Raw genomic sequence first — 25,156 nt, forward strand, 5'->3', positions numbered from 1 at the left:
ATCGATCTCTGACTGTACCGCCCGAGCGATGTCAGCAGAATAGGAGCATGGATTCCATGCGCGTGATCCACCTCAGTGCCGAGGACGTCTCCGTCGTCATCGCGACGACCGATGATGGGATGCCGGAGATCGTCCATTGGGGCGCGGCCCTGACATCGTCGGAGCCCGACCTCCTCACGTTCGTCGCAGCTGAGAGGAGGAGCGGGATCGACGGCGATTCCGACGTTCCGTACCGCGCGAGTGTGCTCCCGGAGCACAGCCGCGGGTGGTTCGGGGCGCCGGGGCTCTCGGCACATCGAGGAGGCTCGGGATGGGCGCCGCGCTTCGCACTGCGCTCGCTCGCCGTCGATGGCGCCGAAGCCGGACCGGGCGTGACCTCGGCGGGGGCGGGGCGGGTCGGCGCGGTCCTTCACGATGACACGGCGGAGATCGAGCTCACGCTAGAGATCGATCTCACGCGCGACGGCCTCCTCCGCACCCGCGCGCGAGTCCGAAACACCGCGATCGCCGCGACGACCCCCGCGCCTCTCGAGGTCCAGGCACTCGCCGTCGCCCTTCCGGTGCCGACATGGGCGCAGGAGGTCCTCGACTTCACCGGTCGGTGGGGGCACGAACGCATCCCTCAGCGGCATCCGGTCGTCCGCGGCGACCACACGCGCACCTCCCGGCGCGGACGAACCGGCCTCGACGCGACGCTCGTGCAGGCCGTCGGCACGCCCGGCTTCTCCGCGGACGCCGGCGAGGTGTGGATCGGACACGTCGGATTCAGCGGGAACCACGAGCACACCGTCGAGCGCACCGACGGGCGCCTGCACTTCCGGGGCGGCGAGTCGCTCCTCCCCGGCGAGATCCGGTTGGCGCCCGGCGAGGAGTACGCCGGACCCTGGGTGTTCGGCAGCTACGGATACGGTCTCGACGACGCTGCAGCTCGCTTCCACGCTCACCTGCGCGCACTCTCGCGTTCCTCACGCCGCCCCCGTCCCGTCACGATGAACGTCTGGGAGGCGGTGTACTTCGATCACGACCACCGTGTGCTCGTCGACCTGGCGGGCCGCGCGGCGGAGCTCGGCGTCGAACGCTACGTTCTCGACGACGGCTGGTTCCGCGGGCGCAACGACGACCGCGCCGGGCTCGGCGACTGGTCACCCGACCCCGTCGCCTGGCCCGACGGCCTCCGTCCGCTGGCCGACGAGGTCCGTGCGCTCGGCATGGAGTTCGGGCTCTGGGTGGAGCCCGAGATGATCAACGAGGACTCCGACCTCGCCCGCGCGCACCCCGAATGGATCCTGCGGGCTGGGCCCGAGCTTCCCCCGCGCTACCGGTTCCAGCAGGTACTCGACCTCACACAGCCCGCCGCGTTCGACCACGTCCTGGGAGTGCTCGACGGGCTCATCGAGGACGTCGGTGTGAGCTACCTCAAGTGGGATCACAACCGCGACCTCATCGCCGCAGGGCACCCCGCCTCGGGCGCCCCCGCGGTCCACGAGCAGACCCTTGCGGTGTACCGACTCATCGATGAACTCCGCCGTCGGCACCCCGACCTCGAGATCGAGAGCTGCGCCTCGGGCGGCGGACGGGTCGACCTGGGCATCCTCGAGCGGACCGACCGGATCCATCCGTCCGACAGCCATGACCCGCACGACCGTTTCGGCATCCTGCGGTGGACGGGCCTGCTGGTGCCCCCGGAGATGATGGGATCGCACGTCGCCTCCCCCGTGTCGAGCGTCACGGGACGCACCCACGACCTGCAGTTCCGGTGCGCCGTGGCTTTCCTCGGCCACTTCGGCATCGAATGGGACATCCGCGATCTCGACGAGCACGACCGGCGCGTCCTCGGCGCCTGGATCGCGCGGTACCGCCGGCACCGCGACCTCATCGCGTCGGGGCGGACCGTCGGGTCGGGCGAGCTCGACACCGCGGCTCCGCAGGTGCGCGGGGTCGTCGCGCCCGACCGGTCCGAGGCGCTGTTCACGATCGTCACTCCGACGACCTCGCCCGACACGATCGCGCGCGTCCGGTTCCCCGGTCTGTCGATCGATCGGAGCTACCGTGTGTCGGTGAGCGGCTCCGAGTCGTTCGGACCGCCCTGGCAGGTTCCCGCCTGGCTCCGAGAGAGCCCGCCGCTCGGTGGTGGCGGGACCGGAACCGGCCCGGTCATCGCGGGTGCCGTGCTCTCGCGGGTCGGGCTGGAGTTCCCGACCTTCCACCCCGATCGCGCGGCCGTCGTGCACCTCGCGGCGGTGACGCCATCGTGATCGCCGAGCGCCGGGCCGCGGCATCCCGACCCCCGATGGGGTGGAACAGCTGGGACTGCTTCGGGTCGTCCGTGACGGAGGCCGAGGTCCTGGCGAACGCGGAATATGCCGCCGAGCATCTGCTCAGCTTCGGGTGGGACACGATCGTCGTCGACATCCAGTGGTACGAACCCGATCCGGGCGCGCACGACTATCGAGAGGTCTCACGGCCGCTGCTCGACGCATGGGGCCGGCCGCTGCCCGCGCCCGAACGCTTCCCTTCCGCGGCGGACGGGAGCTTCCGCCCCCTCGCCGACCGCATCCACGAGCTCGGCCTGCGCTTCGGCGTTCATCTCATGCGGGGCGTCCCGCGCGCCGCAGCAGACGCGGCCCTGCCCGTCTCGGGTCACCCCGACGCGACGTGCGACTCGATCGCCGACCGCTCGAATGCCTGCGTGTGGAACCCCGACAACTACGGCGTCGACATGACCGCGCCCGGAGCCCAGGAATACTACGACTCGGTCATGGCGCAGCTGGCGGCCTGGGGCGTCGACTTCGTCAAGCTCGATGACGTGCTCTACCCGCCCGTCGAGACGGCCGAGATCGCCGGGATCTCACGCGCGATCGATCGGTCGGGACGGACGATGGTCCTGAGCCTGTCGCCCGGCAAGCGACTGTCGCTCGCGCACCTCGACACCCTCCGGGATCACGGTCAGATGTGGCGGATCTCCGACGACTTCTGGGACGACTGGCCCCAGGTGGTCGAACAGTTCCAGCGCGCGGCCCGCTGGGCCCCGTTCCAGCAACGCGGGGCATGGGCGGATGCCGACATGCTCCCCTTCGGCCGCATCGGCGTGCGCGGACACGTCGGCGAGGATCGTCTGAGCCGCCTCACGGTCGAGGAGCAGCGCACCGTCATGACGTTGTGGAGCATGATGCGCTCACCGCTCATGATGGGCGGCCACCTCCCCGACACCCCGCCCGAGACGCTCGACCTCCTGCGCAACGCCGGGGTCCTCGCGCTGCGTGACGGCGAAGAGTCGCGCGAGATCGTGCGCGACGGCGACCTCGTCATCTGGAGCGCGCGGGTGGGCGCACGCGCCTACCGCGCGGTCTTCTGGCTCGGCGACGACACTCAGGATCTCGTCGTCCACCTCGCCGATCTCGGGGTCGGCGCCGCGGGGACGGGTTCGTGCACGGACGTGTGGAGCGGCGACCCCGTCGAAATCGCCGAAGGACGCGTCATACTGACGGTGCCCGGTCACGGCACGCGCTTGCTCGTCTTCGGCTGACCGTCGGGCGGCGCGGCCCCGCCCGACGGCGAGCCGACGCAAACGGCTGCCAATCCCCCGCCGACACGACCATTCACGTCGGGTCGGCGACCATCGACGACCCGCGCTCCCCTCCGGCACGCGAGCCGACGCAAACGGCTGCCAACTCGCCGCTGACACGACGATTCACGTCGGGCCGGCGTCGGGCCGGCGTCGGGCCGGCGTCGGGCCGGCGTCGGGCCGGCGTCGGGCCGGCGTCGGGCCGGCGTCGGGCTGGCGTTGGGCCGGCGTTGGGCCGGCGTCGGGCTGACCGTCAGGACGCGCGGCGCGGGTCGCTCCCGAGCACGCCGGCCGCGTCATCGAAGCCCCCGACGCGAGCGAGCTCCTCGGCGCGCGCCGATGCCCGCTCGAACAGGTCGTCGAACCTGACCGGGGCGCCGGTGGCCGCGGACGCCACGGCCGCCTCGACCATCGCGAGGCTGCCGATGTTCCGCGTGATCTCGCCGGACGGCACCGGACCGCTGTCGAGGGCCGCGACGAACTCGGCGAGCGCGGCATCCAGTCCCTCGGCCCCGTCCGCCAGCGCGCAGGCCTGCGCGCTGCCCTCTCGGGGCTGGACCACGACCTCTGTCTCACCGTCCCAGGCAGCGGATCCGCCGGCGGCGCTCCCCCGCCAGTCGCCATTCCATGACGTCGTCAGCCCGTCGGCGCACCAGCTGCCGGAGTACGAGAAACGGCGCCCGTCCGCGAAACGGAAGACCGCCTCTGCCGCAGCGTCACCGCGGTACCAGCTCCAGCTCGGCGAGAACTCCTCGCAGTAGACCGACACGGGTTCGCCCGAGAGCAGGTATCGCGCCTGATCGAACTGGTGGATGGCCATGTCCACGAGCAGAGGCGAGGGCATCTCGTCGCGGAAGCCCCCGAACCGCGGGTTCTGGAAGAAGCGGACGTCCAGCTGCTCGGCCCCGCCGAGGGCGACGAGAGCATCACGGAAGGCCCGGATCCCCCGGGAATGCCGACGCGACTGGCTCGTCGCCATCAGGGTTCCCGTCGATGCGCTGATGGCGGACAGCAGCAGCGCTTCCGCCACGGTCGGCGTCACCGGCTTCTCGCTGAGGACGGGAACACCCGCCCGCAGCGCTGCCGCGCTCACCTCGAGATGCGCCTGCGGGATCGTGACATTGACGACCAGGTCAACGCCGAGTGCGGCGAGCGCGTCGTCGACCGAGCCGAAGCTCGCCACGACGAGGCCCCGCTCGAGCGCAGCGGTCCGTGCGGCGTCGACGACGACATCGACGAGCCCGACGATCTCGAGATCGGGACGGCGGGCGACCGTGTCGATCCACGCCTTCCCCATCGCTCCGGCCCCGACCACGACGACACGACGGGCGTCTCCGTTCACGACTGCTCCTCGCCGTTCCACTCGCGCGGAGTGTCCCACTCCCCCGTCCGATGCATCGCCAGCCGGGCGGTGCCGCGGGGGCGATCGTTCCGAGCCCATCGTGCCGCGTTGGCGAGAACGAGCTGGATCTCGGGCTGATGGTAGACGGGATAGTCCTGGTCGCCCGGCGAGAAGTAGAACACCCGCCCGTGGCCGCGGAAGAACGTCATCCCCGAGCGGAACACCTCGCCGCCCGAGAAGTTGGAGACGAACACGAGCTCGTCCGGCTGCGGCACGTCGAAGAACTCGCCGTACATCTCCTGTTCGGGGATGACGATCGGTTGCGGCACACCCGCCGCGATCGGATGCGTGGGCGAGACCGTCCACACGAGTTCGCGGTCCTGCGCCTGGCGCCAGCGCAGCGCGCAGGTCGTCCCCATGAGACGGACGAAGACCTTCGAGAAATGCGCCGAATGCAGCGCCACGAACCCGAGCCCGCCGAGCACGTGGCGGTGCACCCGCTCGATGACGACGTCGTCGACCTCGTGGTGCAGGAGGTGTCCCCACCAGAACAGCACGTCGGTCTGCGCGAGCCGCTCCTCGCTCAGACCGTGCTCGGGATCGTCGAGTGTCGCCGTCTCGACGACGGCATCGTCGCCGAGCAGTCGCCGAAGCCCGGCGGCGATGGTCCCGTGCATCGTGTCGGGATAGAGGGCGCGCGGGATGTCGTGGTGCTTCTCGTGATGGTTCTCGCCCCACACCAGCACGCGGATGGGGGCGCTCGCTGTGCTCGTCACCCCTTGAACGCCCCGTCCATGATGCCCGCCACCATACGCCGCCCGACGACGAAGAAGACGATGAGCAGCGGCAGTGTCGCCAGGAACGATCCGCCCATCGTCAGCGCGAGGTCGATCGAGCGGTTCGCCTGCAGCTGCTTGAGCGCGATCTGCACCGTGAACAGCTCGGGCGACTTCAGCACGATGAAGGGCCACATGAAGTCGTTCCACACCGACGTGAACGTGATGAGACCGAGCACGAATGCCGCCGGCCGCACCACCGGGAATCCGATACGCCAGAAGATCTGCCAGCTGTTCGCACCGTCGATGCGGGCCGCATGCATGAGCTCGTCGTTGAGGGTGGTCGCCATGTGCTGCCGCATCCAGAAGATGCCGAACGCGCTGGCGAGCCCGGGCACGATGATCGCCTGCAGGGTGTCGACCCAGTCCAGCCACGAGATGATCAGGTACTGCGGGATGACGCTCAGCTGAGCGGGCACCGTCATGGTGAGCAGCACGATGACGAACAGGGCGTTACGGCCCCGGAACTGCAGCTTCGCGAAGGCGAACCCGGCCAGCGCGCACAGCAGCGACGCGATGACCGCGATCGAGAGCGAGACGATCGCGCTGTTGAGCAGCGACTGGAAGAAGGGCACGGTGTCGAACACCTTCGTCGCGATGTCGAAGAAGTTCAGTCCGGGGTAGAAGCGCGGCGGGATCGAGGTGACGGCGGAGGCCCCCACCGAGGCGATCACGAACATGTAGTAGAGCGGGAAGACGCTGATCAAGACCGCGATCCCGAGCAGGACGTAGACCGGCCACGGCACGCGTCCGACGCGACCGCCGCCGCGCCGAGGACGCTTGCGGGGCGCGCTCAGGGCGGCCGGGGCGAGGGGGTGCGGCACAGCTGTGTCGACGGCGTCGGACATCATCGGGCCTTTCGGGTGCGGGTGGTCAGGAAGAAGTTGATCGCCGACACGACGACGACCACGACGAAGAGGGCGACGCCGATCGCCGAGCCGTAGCCGAACTCGAACTGGCCGAAGCCCTGCTCGTAGAGGAACAGCGCGAGGGTCTGGCACTGGCGCCCGCCGCCGCAGGTCAGCCCCGACTCCGGGGCCACCAGCAGCGGCTCCGTGAAGATCTGCAGACCGCCGATGGTCGACATGATGACCGTGAAGATGATGATGGGGCGCAGCGACGGGATGGTGAGGTGGATGAACTGCTGCCAGCCCGATGCGCCGTCGACCGAGGCCGCTTCGTACATCTCGCGCGGGAGCGCCTGGAGCCCGGCGAGGTAGAGCAGCGTGTTGTATCCGAACCAGCGCCACATCACCATCGACGAGATGACGATCCACGAGCCGACCTGCGACGACAGGAAGTTCACCGCCGGGATGCCGAAGAGGTCGAGCACCCAGTTGATGAGCCCGAAGTTCTTGTCGAAGATCTGCGCGAAGACGAGGGCTGTCGCGGCGACCGATGTGATGTAGGGAACCAGCAGCGCCATGCGGAAGAAGTTCGCCATCTTCAGGGTCGCGTGGTTCAGCAGGTGCGCGAGCCCGAGAGCCAGGAGCAGCTGCGGGATCGTGGAGATGAGGAAGATCCCGAAGGTGTTCACGAACGCGTTCCAGAAGCGCGTGTCCTGGACGAGCCGCTCGAAGTTCGCCAGGCCCACGAACGTCTGCTCGCCGATCGGGTTCCAGTCGAACAGGGCCACGTAGAACGTGAACAGCAGGGGGAACAGCCCGAAGATCAAGAAGATGACGAAGAACGGGGCGATGTAGATGTAGGGCGCGATGCGCTCGGCGAGCGGCTGTCGGATGGCGCGTCTGGGCGGGCGTTCGCGCCGAGCGGTTCTCTTGTCGATGGTGATGGAGGTGGCGGTGGCTGTCGCAGTCATGGTGCGTCCTCGATGAGGGTGGTGGTCCGCCCAGGGGCGGACCACCACCGAACGGGTAAGGTCAACCGCCGATCGCGGCCCGGGCGCTGTCGACGCCGGTCTGCCACGCTTCGCGCGGCGCGACGTTACCCGCCTCCATGTCGACGAGTGCGTTGAGCAGTGCCGCCCCGATCGCGCTCGTGTCGGGTCCGTTGTGGAACGACTGGAACTGCAGCACCGAGTTGCTGATGACCTCACCGATCCGGGAGTCCCCGAAGAACGGGTCGGTGTAGCTGGTGACCTCGGTGCTCTCGAGAGCGCTCTTGGCTGCCGGGAAGGTGCCGGTGCGGGCGAAGTGAGCCGTCTGACCTTCGGGCGAGAGCATCGTCTCGATGTACTTCCATGCCGCCTGCGGGTTCTTCGCGCGGGCCGGGATCGCGATGACGCTGCCGCCCCAGTTGCCGCCGACGCCCGGGATCGAGGCCACTCGCCAGAGACCCTCGGTGTCGGGTGCGTCGTTCTTGTAGCCCGACAGCATCCACGACGGTGCCGTGCTCACGGCGAAGGCGCCGTTCGCCTTGCCCGGCGCCCAGCCGGACGACCACGCGGCGATACCGGCACTGATGCCCGCCTCGTAGGTGCGCACCGCGACGTCGAACGCCTCCTCGACCTGCGGGTTGGTGTCGAAGATGAGCTCGCCGTCGGGGGTGTAGTACTTCTCGGTGACCTGGTTCACGGTCGAGAAGAAGACGCTCGTCTCGACGTTGTCGACGAAGGGCTCTCCGGTCGCGGCCGTGTACTTCTTGCCCATCTCGATGAAGCCGTCCCACGTCGACCACATCTCGGCGACCTCATCCGGGTCGGTCGGAAGCCCCGCCGCCTCGAAGAGGTCGGCACGGTAGGCGAACCCCAGTCCGCCGATATCCGTCGGGATGCCGACGATCGATCCGTCCTCGCCGGTCGCCTCGGCGATGGCCCAGTCGAGATACCCCTCGCCGAGGTCATCACCCCCGAGGGTACGCAGATCGATGAAGTTGCTCGGGTTCGCGATGAACTTCGGCAGCTCGTCGTTCTGGATCATGACGAGGTCGGGAACGCGTCCGCCGGCGAGGGCCGCGGTGAGCGCTGTGGCGGTCTCGGCGGTGCTGCCCACCTCCGACAGCTTCACCTTGGCGTCCGGGTTCTGCTCGAGATATTGGTTGACGGAGTCCTGCTGCCCGATACCCGTGAACGACCAGAACTCGAACTCGGCGTTCGGGTCATCCGACCCGCCGCCGGATCCACCGGATGTGCACGCGGTCATCGCGATCGCGACGACGCCGAGAGCTGCGATGGGCAGGGCCAGTCTGCGACGATTCACAACTGCTCCTCTTCTTTGGGGACATGTGATGTGCGCGGGGCGATCAGATACCCCACTGAGAGATCGTTCTCTCATGCCGGGACACAGTATCCCGTGTTCGAATGCCTGGCAAGCCGCAGCATCCTTCTGTTTCGTGACACGCATGGAGAGACCCCCGTCACCGTCGCAAAGTTGCGCACGGCGGCTACCGTCGTGCAAAGATCATCGCGTCGGAGAACGATCTTTCGCTCTCCGATCCGGAATTGAGGAAGAGGAAGCCATGTCTCGACCGACCATCGTCGACGTCGCCCGCGCCGCCGGCGTCTCACGCGCCACGGCCGCGCGCGTCCTGGCCGGAGCGACGAACGTCGACCCGGCCATGGCGGCAGCCGTCGGCCGCGAGGCCGCGCGCCTGGGTTATGAGACGAACTTCGCAGCGCGGGTGCTGCGCGGCGGACGAGCCGGCGCGATCGGACTCGTCATCGCGTTCGACGAGCTGGGCGGACTGAGTGGCACGTTCTTCACGGCGGTCATGAAGGGCGCGGCCAAGGGCCTATCCGCCGGCGAGGTGCAGCCCGTGCTGCTGCCCGCCGATCACGAAGACCTCGATCGCATCCCGCGGTTCTTGCGATCCGGCGCGATCGACGGCGCGATCGTGGTGCTCCAGCACGAGATCACCCACCTCGTCGACAGGCTCGCCGACTCGCCCGTGCCGATCGCGTGGGTGGGCCGGCCGCGTGGCGAGATCGGCCCCGACCCGATCGTGATCGACTCCGACAACTACGGGGGCGGGGTCCTCGCCGCGCGAGCGCTCGTCGAACACGGACGCCGCAACATCGGCATCATCACGGGGCCGCTCGACATGGAACAGGCCCGCGAACGCACCCGCGGCTGGACCGACGAGCTCGCGCGCCACGGCATCGAGCCGGGACCCATCGTCCACGGCGACTTCACCCTCGACAGCGGGACGGCGGCGATGGCCCGGCTGCTGCAGCGCGTCCCGACCCTCGACGGGGTGTTCGCGTGCTCCGATCTCATGGCCGCCGGTGCCATGCGCGTGCTGCAGGCCGCCGGAAGGCGTGTGCCGACCGACGTCTCACTCGTCGGCTTCGACGACGTCCTCCTCGCGGCGACGAACGATCCCCCGCTGACGACCGTGCGCCAGCCGCTCGAGGAGATGGGTCGCGCCGCCGCCGACACGCTGCTCGGCGCCATCCGCGGTGAAGCCGTCGAGCGCGTGCAGGTGCTGCCCACCTCGCTCGTCCACCGGGAATCGCTGTGACCGCGGCGGCGGAGTGAGCGCGCACCCGCGTCTGGTGTTCCGAAGCACCGAATCGGCCGACTCGTGGGAGCACGGCCTCATCGTCGGAAGCGGCCGCGTCGGCGCCGTCATCCACGGAACCGGCGACGACCTGCGCATCTCGATGGCGCACGAGAGGTTCTTCCTGCCCGCCAACCCGCGACCGCCGGCACCGCTGCTTCGCGAGGCCGTGCCACGGCTGCGGGCCGCTCTCGCTCTCGGTGACTCCCGCCTGGCCGGCGACATCTTCGACTCCGCTCTGGCGGAGGCCGGGTTCACCGACCTCGTCTGGACCGATCCGCTCGCGCTCTGCGGCTCGCTGACAATGACGACCCCCGGCGGATGCGCGTCGACGACGCGCGAGATCGACCTCGCCCGCGGGATGGCGAGCGTGACCTGGCGCGACGACTCCGGCGCGACGCACCGGGTCCGCGTCGTCGCCGCGCGCGGCACCGACACGGTCGAGCTCGCACTCGAATCAGACACCGACACCGAGATGCGGATCCGCCTGAGACTCGCACCGACCGACGACTCGCCTGCCACGTCGTTCGCACCCGACTACACGGGGACCGTCACGGGACGGACGCGCGCGGGCGAGGTCGGGCACCTCGAGATCGTCGACAGGGCAGCTCGGATCGTCGCCGCCGTCGCCGCCACGACCCCCGGCCACCACGTCGCCTGGCGGGCAGCGGAAGACGCGCTGGAAGCGCGGATCCACGTCCCGAGCGGCGACCGTCGCACGGTGCGGTTCGATCTGTCCGTCACCGGACGATCGCCCGCTCCCGCACCCGGTGCCGACTGGGACGAGCGTCTCCGCTCGCAGGAACGCGACCACGGCTCACTCGTCACCTCCTCGCTCCTCGACCTCCATGGCGTACCCGGTGCGGATGCTGCGACGACCGGTGAGCTCTGGCGCGAAGCGCGGTCGGGGAACGCCGACGCCGTCCGGCACGCGATCGAGATCGCCTACGTGTCGGGGCGGTCGAACATCATCGCAGCCACCGGAGAGCTGCCCCCGACCCTGCAGGGCGTCTGGCAGGGCACCTGGAGGCCGGCGTGGTCGGCGGACTACACCATGAACGGCAACGTGCAGAACGGCGCTCTCGCCGGCATCGGCGTGACGGGAAGCCCCGAACTCGCCCGCTCGCTCCTCGAACTGGTCCTCCCTCACCTCGACGACTACCGCGAGAACGCGCGCCGGATCTACGGCGCCGCCGGGATGCTGCTTCCTTCTCGCATGTCGACACACGGCATCGCGAACCACGTCGACCGCGCGTACCCGCACGTCTTCTGGGCAGGCGCCGGCCCGTGGGTCCTCCGCATAGCGGCGGACATCGTGGCGCTCACGGGCGATCGCTCGATCGTCGACGACCGGCTCTGGGGACTCGTCACCGGTGTACTCGCCTTCGGCGAGACCGCGACAGTCGTCGAGGGCGGCGTCCGCCATTTCTCGCCGAGCTACTCGCCCGAGAACACCCCCGCCGGATCGGCGACGCCACTCGCGATCGATGCCGCCATCGACATCGCGGCATACCGCGACGCCGCCCGCGCGGCCCGTCTGCTCGGGCGCGCTCGGGGCGACGATTCGCTCGACGAACGGTGGGAGGCGCTGGCGAACAGCCTCCCCGACCTCGCCGTGGCACCCGACGGGACGCTGGCCGAGTGGCTCGACCCGGCGACGCCGGAGAACATCGCTCACCGGCACGCCTCGCAGCTGTACCCGCTCTGGTACGAGTCCGACGAGGCGTTCACGGGTGACGGTCCGTCGGCCGCCGCGCTGCGGCAGGCCGCCCGGCGCACGACCGCCGACAAGATCGCGTGGCGAGCACACGATCCCGCTCCCCCGCCGGGCCGGATGGAGATGGCCTTCGGTCTCGGGCAGCTCGGTCAGGCGGCCGCAGCCCTCGGCGATGCGGAAGCGGCGGTGCGGTGCGTCGAGTGGCTCGCTCTTCTGCATTGGCGCCCATCGCTGACGACCACTCACGACGCCGGCAACATCTTCAACCTCGACGCCAGCGGCGCACTGCCCGCCGTCGTCGCCACGATGCTGTGCCGATCGACGCTGGACTCGCTGGAGCTGCTGCCGGCGCTGCCGCCACGATGGCCGAGCGGGAGGATCACCGGGCTCCGGGCGCGCGGCGGAATCGTGATCGATCAGTTGTCGTGGGACGAGCGCGGGGCGACGGCCCAGCTGCGCCGGCTGCCCGCAGCCTCGTGGCTCCGCCCCACCGGCACGACGGCCGTGCGCACCGGATCCGGGTTCACGTGGGAGGACGAGCACGGCCAAGCGGACGGTACCCGGCGGGTCATCGCTCTGGGCGATGGCGCCGTCACCCTGCGGATGCGGCGGAGCGACACGACGGCGGAGGCGCACGGTCGCGACGTCGTAGGCTGAACGGGTGCCCGACCTCGCCTCGCCGCTCATCGCGTGGTACCGCGACAACGCGCGCGATCTCCCGTGGCGACGCCCGGGATTCGGCGCCTGGGGCATCCTCGTGAGCGAGTTCATGCTGCAGCAGACCCCGGTGGCACGGGTGATCCCCCTGCTCGAGGCGTGGCTCGAGCGATGGCCGACGCCGGCGGCCCTCGCCGCAGCCGCCCCGGCCGACGCCGTGCGGCAGTGGGCCAACCTCGGATACCCGCGGCGCGCGCTCTGGCTGCACCGTGCCGCCGTCGAGATCCGCGACCGCCACACGGGCGTCGTGCCCCGCGACGTCGACGATCTGCTCGCGTTGACCGGTATCGGCGACTACACCGCGCGTGCCGTCGCCGTCTTCGCGTATGGCGATCGGCACCCCGTCGTCGATACCAACACCCGTCGAGTCCTGGCCAGAGCCGTTCATGGTCGATCACAGCCCGGGCCGGCAGCCAAGCGCGACCTCGCCGACATGGCCGAGATCCTGCCCGACGACGTCACCGATTCGACGGTCGTGAACGCCGCGGCGATGGAGCTCGGGGCGCTCGTGTGCACGGCCCGGGTGCCACGGTGCGACCTCTGCCCGCTAGCGGACCGCTGCGCCTGGCGTGCCGCCGGCTACCCCGACACCGGCGACACCCGCGTGAAGCAAGCGCGCTACGAAGGGAGCGACCGGCAGACGCGAGGCGCGATCCTCAAGGTTCTGCGGTCAGCCCAGACACACGACGTGGCTGTGGACGATGTCATCGGCGACTGGCCCGACACGGTTCAGCGCGACCGTGCGATCGACTCGCTCGTCTCCGACGGCTTGGTCGAAGCCGTCGACGGCCGGCTGCGCCTCCCCCGCTGACGAAACAGAAGAGGGATGCCGCTGTGCCGCGGCATCCCTCTTCTCAGTCCTCGTCTTCGTCGGCCTCGCGAGGCTTGACGTAGGGGTCGGCTTCTCCCGCGTAGCTCGCGCCCGTCGCGGTGGCCGCCGTGGCGGCATCCCGCTCGCGCGCCTCGCGGAGCAGGTGCTCGATGTGTCCCGCGTTCTCGGGAATGGCATCGAGGATGAACTCGAGAGTCGGCGTGACCCGGACACCGAGCTTCCGGCCGACCTCGCTGCGGAGCATGCCTGTCGCCGCCCGCAGGGCGTCGGCGGAGTCGGCCCGCTCCTGGTCGGATCCGTACACGGTGTAGAACACCGACGCGTGCTGCAGGTCACCCGTGACGCGCACGTCGGTGATGGTCACGAATCCGAGGCGCGGGTCGCGCAGCCCCTTCTCGAGCCGCTCCGCGACGAGCACGCGGATACGGTCGGCCAGGCGCGACTGACGTTCGCTGGACATACCTTCTTCTCCTTCTTCCGGCCCGCGCAGCGGCGGGCAGAGACAGCGACGGCGTTGGACGTCCGCCCGGCGACGGAGATCCCGAAGGATCCGTCACCGGGCGACGTCCAACGCCGGTGCGCCTGACGAGTGTCAGCCGCGCGGCTTCTCCACCATCTCGGTGGTCTCGATCTCGTCGCCGATCTGGATGTCGTTGTACTTGCCGAGGCCGATACCGGCTTCGAAGTCCGTGCGCACCTCGGTGACATCGTCCTTGAAGCGGCGCAGCGACTCGATGGCGAGGCCATCGGCGAGCACGACACCGTCGCGGATGACACGGGCCTTGGCGTTGCGCGTGATCGTGCCCGAGCGGACGATGACACCCGCGATGTTGCCGAACTTCGAGGAGCGGAACACCTCGCGGATCTCGGCCACACCCGACTGGACCTCTTCGTACTCCGGCTTGAGCATGCCCTTGAGCGACTGCTCGACGTCGTCGATCGCGTTGTAGATGACCGAGTAGAACCGGACATCCACGCCCTCGCGGGCAGCGCGCTCGCGCGCCTTCGTGTCGGGACGGACGTTGAAGCCGATGACGATCGCGTTGTCGATCGTCGCCAGGTTGATGTCCGACTCGGTGATGGCGCCGACGCCGCGGTGGATGATCCGCAGCTGCACGGAATCGTCGACCTCGATCTTGAGCAGCGACTCCTCGAGGGCCTCGACGGCACCCGAGACGTCACCCTTGATGATGAGGTTGAGCGACTCGACCTTGCCCTCTTCGAGAGCGCGGGTGAAGTCCTCGAGCGAGATGCGCTTGCGGGCCTTGGCCAGCTGGGCGTTGCGCTCGGCGGCCTCGCGCTTCTCGGCGATCTGGCGGGCCAGACGGTCTTCTTCGGTGACGATGAACACGTCGCCGGCTCGGGGCACCGAGTTCAGACCCTGCACCTGCACCGGACGCGAAGGCCAGGCCTCCTCCACCGGGTCGCCGTTCTCGTCGATCATGGCGCGGACGCGGCCGTAAGCCGTTCCCGCGACGATCGCGTCGCCGACGCGCAGCGTTCCGGACTGGATGAGCACCGTGGCCACCGAACCGCGGCCCTTGTCGAGCTTCGCTTCGATCGCGACACCGCGGGCCGCCTTGTTCGGGTTCGCCGTGAGGTCGAGCCCGGCGTCGGCGGTCAGCAGGACGGCGTCCAGGAGCTCCTGGATGTTGGTGCCCTGCCGAGCCGACACGTCGACGAACATGACGTCGCCGCCGTACTCCTCGGCGACCAGGCCGTACTCGGTGAGCTGCTGACGGACCTTGGCCGGGTTGGCCTCGGGCTTGTCGACCTTGTTCACCGCGACCACGATCGGCACACCGGCCGCCTGGGCGTGGTTGAGCGCCTCGACCGTCTGCGGCATGATGCCGTCGTCGGCCGCGACCACGAGGATCGCGATGTCGGTCACCTGCGCACCACGGGCACGCATGGCGGTGAACGCCTCGTGACCCGGGGTGTCGATGAAGGTGATGGCGCGCTCGATGCCGTCGTGCTCGGTCCAGACCTGGTAGGCACCGATGTGCTGCGTGATGCCGCCGGCCTCACCCGCGACCACGTTGGTCTGACGGATCGCATCGAGCAGTCGCGTCTTACCGTGGTCGACGTGGCCCATGACGGTGACCACCGGAGGACGGATCTCGAGGTCGTCCTCGCTCTCGGCCTCCAGCTCGGCGTCGAGGTCGAGACCGAAGCCCTCGAGGAGCTCTTTGTCCTCGTCCTCGGGCGAGACCATCTGGATCTTGTAGCCGAGCTCTTCGCCGAGCACCTCGAAGGTGGCCTCGTCGAGCGACTCGGTGGCCGTGGCCATCTCGCCCAGGTTGAACAGGATCGTCACGAGCGTTCCGGGCTGCACGGTGTAGCCGCGCAGCGCCTCGAGCTTGTCGGCGAAGTCGGCGATCGACGCACCGCGGCGCAGGCGGATGATCTCGCCGTTGCCCTTCTGGACGTTGACGCCGCCGACGACCGGCGCCGACCGCATCTCGAACTCTTGCCGCTTCGCCCGACGCGACTTGCGCTGCTTGGACTTGCCGCCGCCCTTGCCGAAGGCACCTGCGGTACCGCCGCCGGGGCCGCGACCGCGACCACCGCCGCCACCGGGACGACCGGCGAAACCGCCGCCGGGAGCACCCGGACGCTGGAAGCCGCCGGCACCGCCGGGACGACCGGGACCGCCGGGACGCTGCTGGAAGGGGGCTCCGGGACGACCGCCGCCACCGGGACGACCGGCACCACCGGGACGCGGGGCGCCGGGACGGGGAGCGCCGGGGCGCGGAGCCTGCGGACGCGGGATGTTGCCGGGCGTGGGTCGCTGACCCATGCCCTGCGCCGACGCGAACGGGTTGTTACCGGGGCGAGGGCCGGCGGGACGCTGACCCATGCCCTGCGAGGGGGCGAAGGGGTTGTTGCCGGGGCGCGCGCCACCGGGACGCGGGGGCTGCGAGCCACCGGGCGTCGGGCCCGCGGGCTTGGCCGGACCGGGCTTGCCTGCGCCGGCTGCCGGAGCAGACGGCGTGGACGCCGCCGCGGGTGCCGCAGGCTGTGCAGCGGGGGTCGCGGGAGCAGCCGGGGCGGATGCCGCCGGAGCCTCCGGGGCTGCGGGTGCGGCGGGCTTGGCCGGACCGGGCTTGGCAGCCGGGCCGGGCTTCGCGCCGGAGGGACCGGGCTTGCCTGCGCCCGGACGGGCGGCACCGGGCTTGGCGCCGTTCGATGCCGCGGGGGCGGGGGCCGCGGCGGCAGAGCCGCCCTCAGCCTCGAGCGCAGCCCGCAGCTTGCGAGCCACGGGGGGCTCGATGGTGGACGAGGGGCTCTTGACGAACTCGCCGAGCTCCTTCAGCTTCGCGAGCGCGACTTTGCTGTCGACGCCGAGTTCGGAAGCGATCTCGTGTACGCGTGGTTTTGCCACAATTCTCCTGTCTGAAGGCCCACCCTCGGACAGGGCGGACCGCTTAAGCGCGGACGGGTCTCATTTCGAGCCGTTCACTTCGTGTCCATAGCCGTTCAGCCTTTGCGCTGGTGATCAATCGGGAAATCCTGCGTGTCCAGTGGGCCAGACACCCGCAGGGCTCGTCCGAACGCGCGGCGCCGCAGGGCGGCATCCATGCATTCGTGCGTCTCGTGCACCCACGCGCCCCTGCCCGGAAGCGATGCGGCTCGATCTGCGATCAAGACGCCGTCGCGGGCCACGACTCGGAGGAGCGAGGACCGGGAGGCACGCGCGCGGCAGCCCACGCACGTTCGAACAGGTTCCATTCTACCCCCTCGACCGGCATCCCGGTTTCGTCAGGACTCCAGGATCGAGTCGGGCTGGATGTCGATCTTTGCGCCGGTGAGCTTGGCGGCGAGGCGGGCGTTCTGCCCTTCCTTGCCGATCGCGAGCGACAGCTGGTAGTCGGGGACGAGCGCCCGGACGGCCTTCGTCGCCGCATCGAGGACGAAGCTCGAGGTGACCTTCGCCGGAGACAGCGCGTTCGCCACGAACGCCGGCAGGTCGGCGTTGTAGTCGATGATGTCGATCTTCTCGCCGCCGAGCTCCTCGGTCACGGCGCGGACGCGGCGACCCAGCTCGCCGATGCAGGCACCCTTGGCGTTGATGGACGGGTCGTTGGCCTTGACGGCGATCTTCGTGCGGTGGCCGGCCTCGCGAGCCAGCGAGGTGATCTCGACGAGACCGTTGGCGATCTCGGGAACCTCCATGGCGAAGAGCTTGCGAACGAGGCCGGGGTGCGTGCGCGACACGGTGATCGACGGCCCCTTGGTGCCCTTCGACACCGACGTCACGTACACGCGCAGACGCGAACCGTGACGGTACTCCTCGCCCGCGACCTGCTCCTCCGGCGGGAGGATGGCCTCGATCGTGCCGAGGTCGACGTGCACCATGCGGGGGTTGGGCCCCTGCTGGATGACACCCGCGACGATGTCGCCCTCCTTGCCGCGGAACTCCCCCAGCACGGCGTCGTCGGCGATGTCGCGCAGACGCTGGCTGATGACCTGCTTCGCAGCGAAGGCGGCGATACGGCCGAAGTCGTCGGGAGTCGACTCCTCCTCACCGATGACGACGCCCTCGTCGTCGCGCATCGGCACGTAGATGGCGACGTGTCCGGTCTTGCGGTCGAGCTCCGCACGAGCCCCCTCGGGCAGTTCGCCGTCGGGCGAGGTGTGCTTGGCGTACGCCGTGAGGACCGCCTGCTCGATGATGCGGACGAGTTCGTCGAAGGGGATCTCCTTCTCTCGCTCGACGGTGCGCAGCAGTGAGAGATCGATATCCATGGGGGCCCTCCATATTCAGCTCTTGTCCGGGTGCGTTTCGCGCTCCCGGCATCCATCCAACGTTACCCGATGGGGCTGGGAACGTGTTTGCCCGGTGCTGGGGAGGAACTGTCGATCGGGCGATCTCGGGATACTGGGGAGCATGACCGAACGCACTCCCCGCCTCGCCGACCCCGGACTGATCGGATTGCTCGGTTTCGTGATCGCCACGCTCACGGCCCAGCTGGAGCATCTCGGGCTCCAGAACGAGAGCCCGGTCTTCTGGGTCGGCGCCGTGTTCGGCGGTGTGGTGCAGGTCACGGCGGGGATGCTCTCGTACTTTGCGGGCGACGACTTCCACTTCATCGTCTACAACGCCTTCGGCTGGTACTGGATCTGCATGCCGGGCTTCCTGCTCGGCGGCGAGCTCGGGTTCTTCGAGGTGGAAGGGCCGGCGCGGGGCGTCTTCACGCTGATGTTCGCCATCCTCGCGCTGGTGTTCGCGCTCTCCGCCGCTTCGCGGAACACCGTGCTGCCCGTGACCCTGCTCGCGGTCGCGGCCGGTCTCGGTCTGCAGACCGTCACCGCATTCGGCGGCCCGGCCACCGTCGGAGCGGCGGGTTCGGTCGCCCTGCTGCTAGCCTCCGCGCTCGCGGCGTACATGCTGCTCGAGAAGTTCTACGCCCGCACGCTCGGCCGCAGCATCCTGCCACTGGGGCCCGCGTGGTTCCGGACAGCCTCCCCTGTATCGATTCAGGCGCATACTGTTTGAGGACCGGGCGGCCCGCGGTGCGGGAGACGACGCCCGATCGTGACATCGGTCGCGACGACGGCATTGCCGCCGTGACCGCAACGCGAAAGGAACCTCACATGACCACCACCGCGCACGCCGCCGTCCTGCACGGCCAGGACGCCCCGTTCACGTTCGAGGAGATCACCCTCGACGACATCCGCCCGAACGAGCTGCTCGTGAAGGTCGCCGCGACCGGGCTGTGCCACACCGACCTGGCCGTGCAGCACGGCCACATCCCCGCCGCATTCCCGTTCGTGCTCGGCCACGAGGGAGCCGGCACCGTCGAGCAGGTCGGCGATGCCGTCATCGGCTACGCCGTCGGCGACAAGGTCGCGGTGTCGTTCGCGTCGTGCGGCCACTGCACCAACTGCCTCACGGGGCGCGAGGCGTATTGCCGTAACTTCATGGCGCTCAACTTCGGCGGAGCACGCGAAGACGGGTCGGCCACCATGACCGCCGCCGACGGGTCGGCCGTGCACGGGTCGTTCTTCGGCCAGTCCTCCTTCGCCAGCCACGTCATCGTCGAGGCCCGCAACGCGGTGAAGCTGCCTGAGAACGCCGATGTCGAGATCGCCGGACCCCTGGGCTGCGGTGTGCAGACCGGCGCCGGCACCGTACTCAACTCGCTCGACGTCCCCGCCGGGGCATCGGTCATCGTGACCGGCACGGGAGCCGTGGGGCTCTCCTCGATCATGGGCGCGAAGGTAGCCGGCGCCACGACGATCATCGCGGTCGACATCCTCCCGGAGCGGCTCGAGTTCGCCGCCAAGCTCGGCGCGACGCACACCGTCAACAGCAAGGACGAGGATGCCGTCGCCCGCATCCTCGAGATCACCGGCGGCGTCGGCGCGGACTACGCCGTCGACACCACCGCCGTTCCCGCCGTCGTCGACACGATCGTCGCCGCCACCGCGTTCGGTGCCAAGATCGCCCTGGTCGGCGTGCCCAAGCCCGGAACCGAGATCGCACTCGCATCGATCTCCGGCTCGGGCAAGACGTTCGTCGGCGCGATCGAGGGCGACGCGGTGCCGCAGAAGTTCATCCCCGAGATGCTCGCGCTGCACGAGGCCGGCCGCTTCCCCTTCGACCAGCTCATCACCAGGTACCCGTTCTCCGAGATCGAGCAGGCCATCGCCGACACGCAGTCGGGCAAGGCGGTGAAGGCCGTCCTCGTCATGGACTGACCGACCGGATACGCCGATCGGGCCGGAGCACGCACATGGATGCGCGCTCCGGCCCGATCCGTCTCGCCGGGCGCGGGAGGCCGTAGGCTCGCGGGATGGCCGAACACGGGGTGCACGACGCGGCGAGCGCCGTCGAACGGCATCCCGCGGCACGTGTGCTGGCTCGGGGCGGTTACGTCGCGAACGGTTTCGTGCACCTGCTGATCGGCTCGCTCATCGTCGCGGTGGCCTTCGGTGGCGAGCGCGACGCCGACCAGACGGGGGCGTTCCGCGCGGTCGCGGAGCTTCCCCTCGGTTTCATCGCGCTCTGGGCGGCGGCCACGCTCTTGGCCGCTCTGGGTGTCTGGCACCTGGCCGAGGGCATGCTCGCCTCGCGGCGCCGGCGCGGGGCGTCCGTCTGGGGGCTGCGCGTCTCGGAGTGGGGGCAGGCGATCGTGTTCCTGTTCTTCGGCGGGCTCTCGGCCGCCGTGGCGCTCGGCGCCCGCCCGCAGGCCGACGAGACCGCGCGCGACGCGAGCCGCGGCATCCTCGCGCTTCCCGGCGGCGTGTTCGCGATCGTGCTCGTCGGCGTCGGTGTCGCGATCGCCGGAGTGGTCTTCGTCGTGATGGGGGTGCGACGTTCGTTCCGTTCGAAGATGACGATCCCCGACGGGGCCCTCGGTCGTGTCGCCGAGGGTCTCGGTGTCGCCGGGTTCGTCGCGAAAGGCGTCGCGCTCGGCTCGCTGGGCGGTGTGCTCATCGTCGCCGCCGTGCGCTCACGTGCCGATGAGGCGGGCAGTCTGGATGCCGCGATCCGGGCGTTGCTCGATCTGTCGTTCGGTCGCGAGATCGTGGTCGTCGTCGGCGCCGGGCTCATCGCCTACGGCGTGTTCACCGTCTTCCGCGCACGCTACGCCGACCTCTGAGCCCCGGCCGTTCGACCGCTCGCCGCTTTCGGGCGCACTTCGGCCCCTCGAGCGCACAAGAAAGTGCGCCGGATGCCGCAACCTGCGCGGCATCCGGCGACGAGAGACGAAGCTCAGCGCGCGGTGAGTCGAGCGACGGCGTCGGCGACCGGGATGGTCTCGCGCTCTCCGGCGCGGCGGTCCCACAGCTCGACCTGGCCGTCGGCAGCACCGCGGCCGACGATGACGATGCACGGCACGCCGACCAGCTCGGCGTCGCCGAACTTCACGCCCGGCGACACCTTCGGGCGGTCGTCGTAGACGACCTCGAGCCCTGCCGCCTCGAGATCGCTCGAGAGCTGCTCGGCCAGCTCGAAGGCCGCGGCATCCCGGCCCGTCGCCACGACGTGCACGTCGAACGGAGCCACCGATGCGGGCCAGATGAGCCCGCGCTCGTCGTTGTTGAGCTCGGCGATGATCGCGAGGATGCGGGTGACGCCGATGCCGTACGAGCCCATCGTGACCGTGACGAGCTTGCCGTTCTCGTCGAGGACCTTCAGCCCCAGCGCCTCGGCGTACTTCCGGCCGAGCTGGAAGACGTGGCCGATCTCCATGCCGCGCGCGATCGAGACGGGGCCTGAACCGTCGGGGGCCGGGTCGCCCTCGCGAACGGTGGCGACCTCGACGAACGCGTCGGCCGTGAAGTCGCGGCCCGCGACGAGCGAGTGCACGTGCTTCTGGTCGATGTTCGCGCCGGTGATCCACGAGGTGCCGTCGACGACGCGGGGGTCGAGGACGTAACGGATGCCGGTCGCCGACTCCTCGCCGAGCACCGGCCCCTCGGGCGACCATGGGCCGATGTAACCCTTCACGAGCAGCGGGTTCTTCGCGAAGTCCTCGGCCGTCGCCGGCTCGACCTCGGCCGGTGCGAAAGCGACCTCGACGCGCTTGTCGTCGACGTCGCGGTCGCCGGGCAGGCCGACGACGACGAGCTCGCGCGTGCCGTCGAGGTGCGTGAGGGCGAGCACGACGTTCTTGAGCGTGTGGGCCGCGGTGAACTCGCCCTCGAGGTTCGCGTTGACGTGTGCCACGAGCGTCTCGATCGTGGGGGTGTCGGGCGAGTCGAAGATGACCGGTTCCGGGAGGCCGTCGATCGGCTTGGCCTCCGGGACGACCGTCGTGAACGCCTCGACGTTCGCCGCATATCCGCCCGCGGAACGCACGAACGAGTCCTCGCCGACGGGCGTCGGGTGCAGGAACTCCTCCGAACGCGATCCGCCCATGGCCCCGGCATCCGCCTGGACGATGACGTACTCGAGTCCGAGGCGCTGGAAGATGCGCTCGTACGCGTCGCGCTGCGCCTGGTAGCTCACCTCGAGACCGGCGTCGTTCGCGTCGAACGAGTAGGCGTCCTTCATCGTGAACTCGCGTCCGCGCAGCAGGCCCGCACGGGGACGCGCTTCGTCGCGGTACTTGTCCTGGATCTGGTAGATCGTCAGCGGCAGGTCTTTGTACGACGAGTAGAGATCCTTCACGAGCAGCGTGAACGCCTCTTCGTGCGTGGGCGCGAGCAGGTAGTCGCCGCCCTTGCGGTCGTGCAGGCGGAACAGCAGATCGCCGTACTCCTCCCAGCGTCCCGTCGCCTCGTACGCCTCACGCGGCATCAGGGCCGGGAAGTGCACCTCCTGCGCACCGGCGGCGGCCATCTCCTCGCGCACGACGCGCTCGATCTTTGCCTTGACGCGCAGGCCGAGCGGCAGCCAGGCGAAGATGCCTGCTGCTTGCGGTCGGATGTAGCCGGCGCGGATCAGCAGCTTGTGACTGGCGACCTCGGCGCCCGCGGGGTCTTCACGAAGGGTGCGGAGGAACAGGTGCGACATACGGGTGACCACGAGTCGAGTCTACGGATGCCGCGGGGCCGCGACGTGCGCTCGTTCGAAGGCGGAGCTTGCGCCTAGCCTGAAGCTATGACGACCGTGCTGCTGACCGGATTCGAGCCGTTCGCCGGAGACGCGACGAACCCGTCGGGCGACGCCGTCCGCATGGTCGCCGATCAGTGGGACGAACCGGAACAGCTCGTCACCGCGGTGCTTCCGGTCGAGTTCGACCGCGGGCGCCGCAACCTCCTCGAGCTCATCGCGACGCACGAACCCGACGTCGTCATCGCGACGGGCCTCGCAGGCGGGCGCACCGGCATCTCCGTCGAGCGCGTGGCCATCAATCTCATCGATGCGCGCATCCCCGACAATGCCGGCGACCAGCCGGTCGACGTCCCGTCATCGCCCGGCGCGCCCGCCGCTCACTTCGCAACCCTGCCCGTCAAGGCGATCACCGCCGCGATCGCGGATGCCGGCATCCCCGCCGCCGTCTCGCACTCGGCCGGCACGTTCGTCTGCAACCACGCCATGTTCACCGCCCTCGACGTCGACGGGCCGACTGTCCGACGAGCCGGCTTCATCCATGTGCCGTACGCGCGCGAGACGGCGCCCGACGACCGGCCCTCGCTCCCGCTCGCCGATATCGCCCGGGCGCTGCGCATCGCGCTCCGCACCTCGCTCGACACCGACGGCGACGCGTCGTACGCCGCCGGCACGATCGACTGACGCAGCCTCGTTTCAGCTGGAGAGCGCGGTGAGCATGCGCGCCAGGACCTGAGACGCCAGATCGAGGTCGCTCTCGTAGACGCTCACGACGTTCGTCTCATCGGTCGCGAACACCTTGTGCGAGCCGTGCCCCCAGTCCGCGACGAAGCACGCCCCCAGCCTGGCAGGGCGGGCGCACGACCCGCGGCATCCGCGGTCGAAGCGTTATGGAACCGATCTCAGGCGGTGACGACCTGCGCTGTGCCGAGCGGCGCATCGGGGCCGAGCTCGTCGGCGATGCGGCGGGCCTCTTCGATGAGGGTCGCGACGATCTCCGACTCGGGCACCGTCTTGATGACCTCGCCCTTGACGAAGATCTGTCCCTTGCCGTTGCCCGATGCGACGCCGAGATCGGCTTCGCGCGCCTCTCCGGGACCATTGACGACGCAGCCCATGACGGCGACGCGCAGGGGCACGGTGACATCCTTCAGACCAGCGGTGACGTCATCGGCGAGCGTGTACACATCGACCTGCGCGCGCCCGCACGAGGGGCATGAGACGATCTCGAGCTTGCGCTCGCGCAGGTTGAGCGACTGCAGGATCTGGTGTCCGACCTTCACCTCTTCGGCCGGCGGCGCCGACAGCGAGACACGGATAGTGTCGCCGATCCCCTCGCCGAGCAGGATGCCGAACGCGGTGGCGCTCTTGATCGTCCCCTGGAAGGCGGGACCGGCCTCGGTCACGCCGAGGTGCAGCGGCCAGTCGCCGCGCTCGGCGAGCTGCCGGTAGGCCTTGACCATGACGATCGGGTCGTTGTGCTTGACCGAGATCTTGAAATCGTGGAAGTCGTGCTCCTCGAAGAGCGAGGCCTCCCACACCGCGCTCTCGACGAGGGCTTCCGGGGTCGCCTTGCCGTACTTCTCGAGCAGGCGGCGATCGAGCGAGCCGGCGTTGACGCCGATGCGCAGCGACACCCCGGCGGCCTTCGCCGCGTTCGCGATCGCACCGACCTGGTCGTCGAACTTCCGGATGTTGCCCGGGTTCACGCGCACAGCCGCGCATCCGGCGTCGATCGCCTGGAAGACGTACTTCGGCTGGAAATGGATGTCGGCGATGACGGGGATCTGGCTCTTCTTCGCGATGATGTGCAGCACGTCCGCGTCGTCCTGCGAGGGCACGGCCACGCGGACGATCTCGCACCCGGATGCCGTGAGCTCGGCGATCTGCTGCAGCGTCGCGTTGATGTCGGTGGTCGGAGTGGTCGTCATCGACTGCACGCTGACCGGTGCTCCACCCCCCACGAGCACCTTTCCGACACGGATCTGCCGACTCTTGCGGCGGGGAGCGAGGACGTCCGGAACCTGGGGCATCCCGAGATTGACAGCTGGCACGGGCACAGCCTACGCGGCACCGCCGCAGACGGGCTGGGAGCCGCGCAGCGCCGCATCCCCCACTCGGGTGTGATAATTTCGGCCCATGCGCACGCGCCTCTCCTGGTGGCACACCGCCTAGGCGGTG

General features: G+C 69.8%; 20 protein-coding genes. 9 read left to right on the top strand and 11 right to left on the bottom strand.

All coding sequences use genetic code 11. The annotated features are described in order from the left end of the window. Nucleotides 1-47 precede the first annotated feature (47 nt). Complete coding sequence (locus QUC20_RS11115; protein ID WP_289329903.1) at nucleotides 48-2,255, top strand: alpha-galactosidase; 2,208 nt, start codon at nucleotides 48-50, stop codon at nucleotides 2,253-2,255. After that, a complete protein-coding gene (locus QUC20_RS11120; protein ID WP_289329904.1) occupies nucleotides 2,252-3,526 on the top strand; it encodes a glycoside hydrolase family 27 protein in 1,275 nt (424 codons plus the stop codon). Before QUC20_RS11115 ends, QUC20_RS11120 begins: the two co-directional genes overlap by 4 nt. A gap of 292 nt (nucleotides 3,527-3,818) precedes the next feature. Here the strand turns inward: QUC20_RS11120 and QUC20_RS11125 are convergent, their stop codons facing one another. From QUC20_RS11125 to QUC20_RS11145, 5 genes are all read right to left on the bottom strand, one after another. Then, on the bottom strand, nucleotides 3,819-4,907 hold the full coding sequence (locus QUC20_RS11125; RefSeq protein ID WP_183045405.1) for a Gfo/Idh/MocA family protein: 1,089 nt from the start codon (nucleotides 4,905-4,907) through the stop codon (nucleotides 3,819-3,821). Continuing rightward, nucleotides 4,904-5,683 carry a ThuA domain-containing protein gene (locus tag QUC20_RS11130; RefSeq protein WP_120264853.1) on the bottom strand — a complete coding sequence of 260 codons (780 nt, stop codon included), beginning with the start codon at nucleotides 5,681-5,683 and terminating at the stop codon, nucleotides 4,904-4,906. Before QUC20_RS11130 ends, QUC20_RS11125 begins: the two co-directional genes overlap by 4 nt. Then, nucleotides 5,680-6,594, bottom strand: a complete 915-nt coding sequence (locus tag QUC20_RS11135; protein WP_289329905.1) for a carbohydrate ABC transporter permease — start codon at nucleotides 6,592-6,594, stop codon at nucleotides 5,680-5,682. Before QUC20_RS11135 ends, QUC20_RS11130 begins: the two co-directional genes overlap by 4 nt. Continuing rightward, nucleotides 6,591-7,562 carry a carbohydrate ABC transporter permease gene (locus tag QUC20_RS11140; protein WP_120264851.1) on the bottom strand — a complete coding sequence of 324 codons (972 nt, stop codon included), beginning with the start codon at nucleotides 7,560-7,562 and terminating at the stop codon, nucleotides 6,591-6,593. Before QUC20_RS11140 ends, QUC20_RS11135 begins: the two co-directional genes overlap by 4 nt. Nucleotides 7,563-7,623: 61 nt before the next feature. Beyond that, the gene (locus QUC20_RS11145; RefSeq protein WP_220700932.1) at nucleotides 7,624-8,901 is read right to left on the bottom strand and encodes an ABC transporter substrate-binding protein; all 1,278 of its coding nucleotides are present in this window, start codon (nucleotides 8,899-8,901) and stop codon (nucleotides 7,624-7,626) included. A 259-nt stretch (nucleotides 8,902-9,160) separates the two neighbouring features. Here QUC20_RS11145 and QUC20_RS11150 point away from each other — a divergent pair, with 259 nt between their 5' ends. From QUC20_RS11150 to QUC20_RS11160, 3 genes are read left to right on the top strand one after another with little or no spacing between them, the layout of a single operon-like run. Next, nucleotides 9,161-10,162: a LacI family DNA-binding transcriptional regulator gene (locus QUC20_RS11150; RefSeq protein WP_289329906.1), complete on the top strand. Its 1,002-nt coding sequence runs from the start codon at nucleotides 9,161-9,163 to the stop codon at nucleotides 10,160-10,162. A gap of 34 nt (nucleotides 10,163-10,196) precedes the next feature. Further along, complete coding sequence (locus QUC20_RS11155; RefSeq protein WP_289329907.1) at nucleotides 10,197-12,575, top strand: glycosyl hydrolase family 95 catalytic domain-containing protein; 2,379 nt, start codon at nucleotides 10,197-10,199, stop codon at nucleotides 12,573-12,575. 4 nt (nucleotides 12,576-12,579) lie between these two features. Then, nucleotides 12,580-13,446 carry an HhH-GPD family protein gene (locus tag QUC20_RS11160; RefSeq protein WP_289329908.1) on the top strand — a complete coding sequence of 289 codons (867 nt, stop codon included), beginning with the start codon at nucleotides 12,580-12,582 and terminating at the stop codon, nucleotides 13,444-13,446. 43 nt (nucleotides 13,447-13,489) lie between these two features. On the opposite strand, the gene rbfA is transcribed toward QUC20_RS11160, so the two are convergent. From rbfA to nusA, 4 genes are all read right to left on the bottom strand, one after another. After that, nucleotides 13,490-13,927, bottom strand: a complete 438-nt coding sequence (rbfA, locus tag QUC20_RS11165) for a 30S ribosome-binding factor RbfA (RefSeq protein WP_071919310.1) — start codon at nucleotides 13,925-13,927, stop codon at nucleotides 13,490-13,492. Nucleotides 13,928-14,059: 132 nt separating this feature from the next. Continuing rightward, nucleotides 14,060-16,852, bottom strand: coding sequence for a translation initiation factor IF-2 (gene infB / locus QUC20_RS11170; RefSeq protein WP_289329909.1), 2,793 nt, complete (start codon nucleotides 16,850-16,852; stop codon nucleotides 14,060-14,062). 95 nt (nucleotides 16,853-16,947) lie between these two features. Next, nucleotides 16,948-17,199: a YlxR family protein gene (locus QUC20_RS11175; RefSeq protein WP_112617239.1), complete on the bottom strand. Its 252-nt coding sequence runs from the start codon at nucleotides 17,197-17,199 to the stop codon at nucleotides 16,948-16,950. 30 nt (nucleotides 17,200-17,229) lie between these two features. Continuing rightward, nucleotides 17,230-18,216, bottom strand: coding sequence for a transcription termination factor NusA (gene nusA, locus QUC20_RS11180; RefSeq protein ID WP_120264845.1), 987 nt, complete (start codon nucleotides 18,214-18,216; stop codon nucleotides 17,230-17,232). A gap of 142 nt (nucleotides 18,217-18,358) precedes the next feature. Here nusA and QUC20_RS11185 point away from each other — a divergent pair, with 142 nt between their 5' ends. The 3 genes from QUC20_RS11185 to QUC20_RS11195 all read left to right on the top strand — a co-directional run bounded on the left by QUC20_RS11185 (nucleotide 18,359) and on the right by QUC20_RS11195 (nucleotide 21,077). Continuing rightward, entirely contained in the window at nucleotides 18,359-18,967 is a 609-nt protein-coding gene (locus QUC20_RS11185) for an acetate uptake transporter family protein (RefSeq protein WP_289329910.1), read from the top strand. 98 nt (nucleotides 18,968-19,065) lie between these two features. Further along, the gene (locus QUC20_RS11190) at nucleotides 19,066-20,172 is read left to right on the top strand and encodes an NAD(P)-dependent alcohol dehydrogenase (protein WP_289329911.1); all 1,107 of its coding nucleotides are present in this window, start codon (nucleotides 19,066-19,068) and stop codon (nucleotides 20,170-20,172) included. A 95-nt stretch (nucleotides 20,173-20,267) separates the two neighbouring features. Next, a complete protein-coding gene (locus tag QUC20_RS11195) occupies nucleotides 20,268-21,077 on the top strand; it encodes a DUF1206 domain-containing protein (protein WP_289329912.1) in 810 nt (269 codons plus the stop codon). 113 nt (nucleotides 21,078-21,190) lie between these two features. Here the strand turns inward: QUC20_RS11195 and QUC20_RS11200 are convergent, their stop codons facing one another. Next, complete coding sequence (locus tag QUC20_RS11200) at nucleotides 21,191-22,948, bottom strand: proline--tRNA ligase (RefSeq protein WP_289329913.1); 1,758 nt, start codon at nucleotides 22,946-22,948, stop codon at nucleotides 21,191-21,193. A gap of 75 nt (nucleotides 22,949-23,023) precedes the next feature. On the opposite strand from QUC20_RS11200, the gene pcp reads away from it, so the two are divergent. Beyond that, on the top strand, nucleotides 23,024-23,659 hold the full coding sequence (gene pcp, locus QUC20_RS11205; protein WP_289329914.1) for a pyroglutamyl-peptidase I: 636 nt from the start codon (nucleotides 23,024-23,026) through the stop codon (nucleotides 23,657-23,659). Nucleotides 23,660-23,877: 218 nt separating this feature from the next. On the opposite strand, the gene ispG is transcribed toward pcp, so the two are convergent. Further along, nucleotides 23,878-25,008: a flavodoxin-dependent (E)-4-hydroxy-3-methylbut-2-enyl-diphosphate synthase gene (gene ispG / locus QUC20_RS11210; RefSeq protein ID WP_023955151.1), complete on the bottom strand. Its 1,131-nt coding sequence runs from the start codon at nucleotides 25,006-25,008 to the stop codon at nucleotides 23,878-23,880. Nucleotides 25,009-25,156 lie beyond the last annotated feature (148 nt).

The organism is Microbacterium arborescens, assembly GCF_030369635.1.
GTDB lineage: Bacteria > Actinomycetota > Actinomycetes > Actinomycetales > Microbacteriaceae > Microbacterium.